General features: G+C 72.8%; 1 protein-coding gene. It reads right to left on the bottom strand.

Annotated features, from left to right (window positions below; all coding sequences use genetic code 11):
- A partial coding sequence (locus AC5RUJ_RS18780) for an AAA family ATPase (RefSeq protein WP_494156576.1) occupies positions 1–345 on the bottom strand: 345 nt, incomplete at both ends.

Here is a 345-nt window from a genome sequence, read left to right on the forward strand (position 1 = left end):
CCCTGGGCCGGCGCAGTGCCGCCCCGCCGATCGTTGCGGGCGTGCCTTCGGCCACCAGCCGTCCCACGGCGATGACGCCCAGCCGGTCCGCCAGCTGCTCGGCTTCGTCGAGGTAGTGCGTGGTGAGCACGATCGTGGTGCCGTCGGAACCCAGGCGGCGGATCAGCTCCCAGAAGGACCGCCTGGCCTCCGGGTCGAAGCCGGTCGTCGGTTCGTCCAGGAACAACAGGTCGGGATTGCCGATCAGGCCCATGGCCACGTCCAGCCGCCGGCGCTGGCCGCCCGAGAGGGCGCCGATCCGCGCGCCGGCCTTTTCCTCCAGCCCGACGGCGGCGATCACCTCGT

Source organism: Arthrobacter sp. Y3223164 (assembly GCF_059091005.1).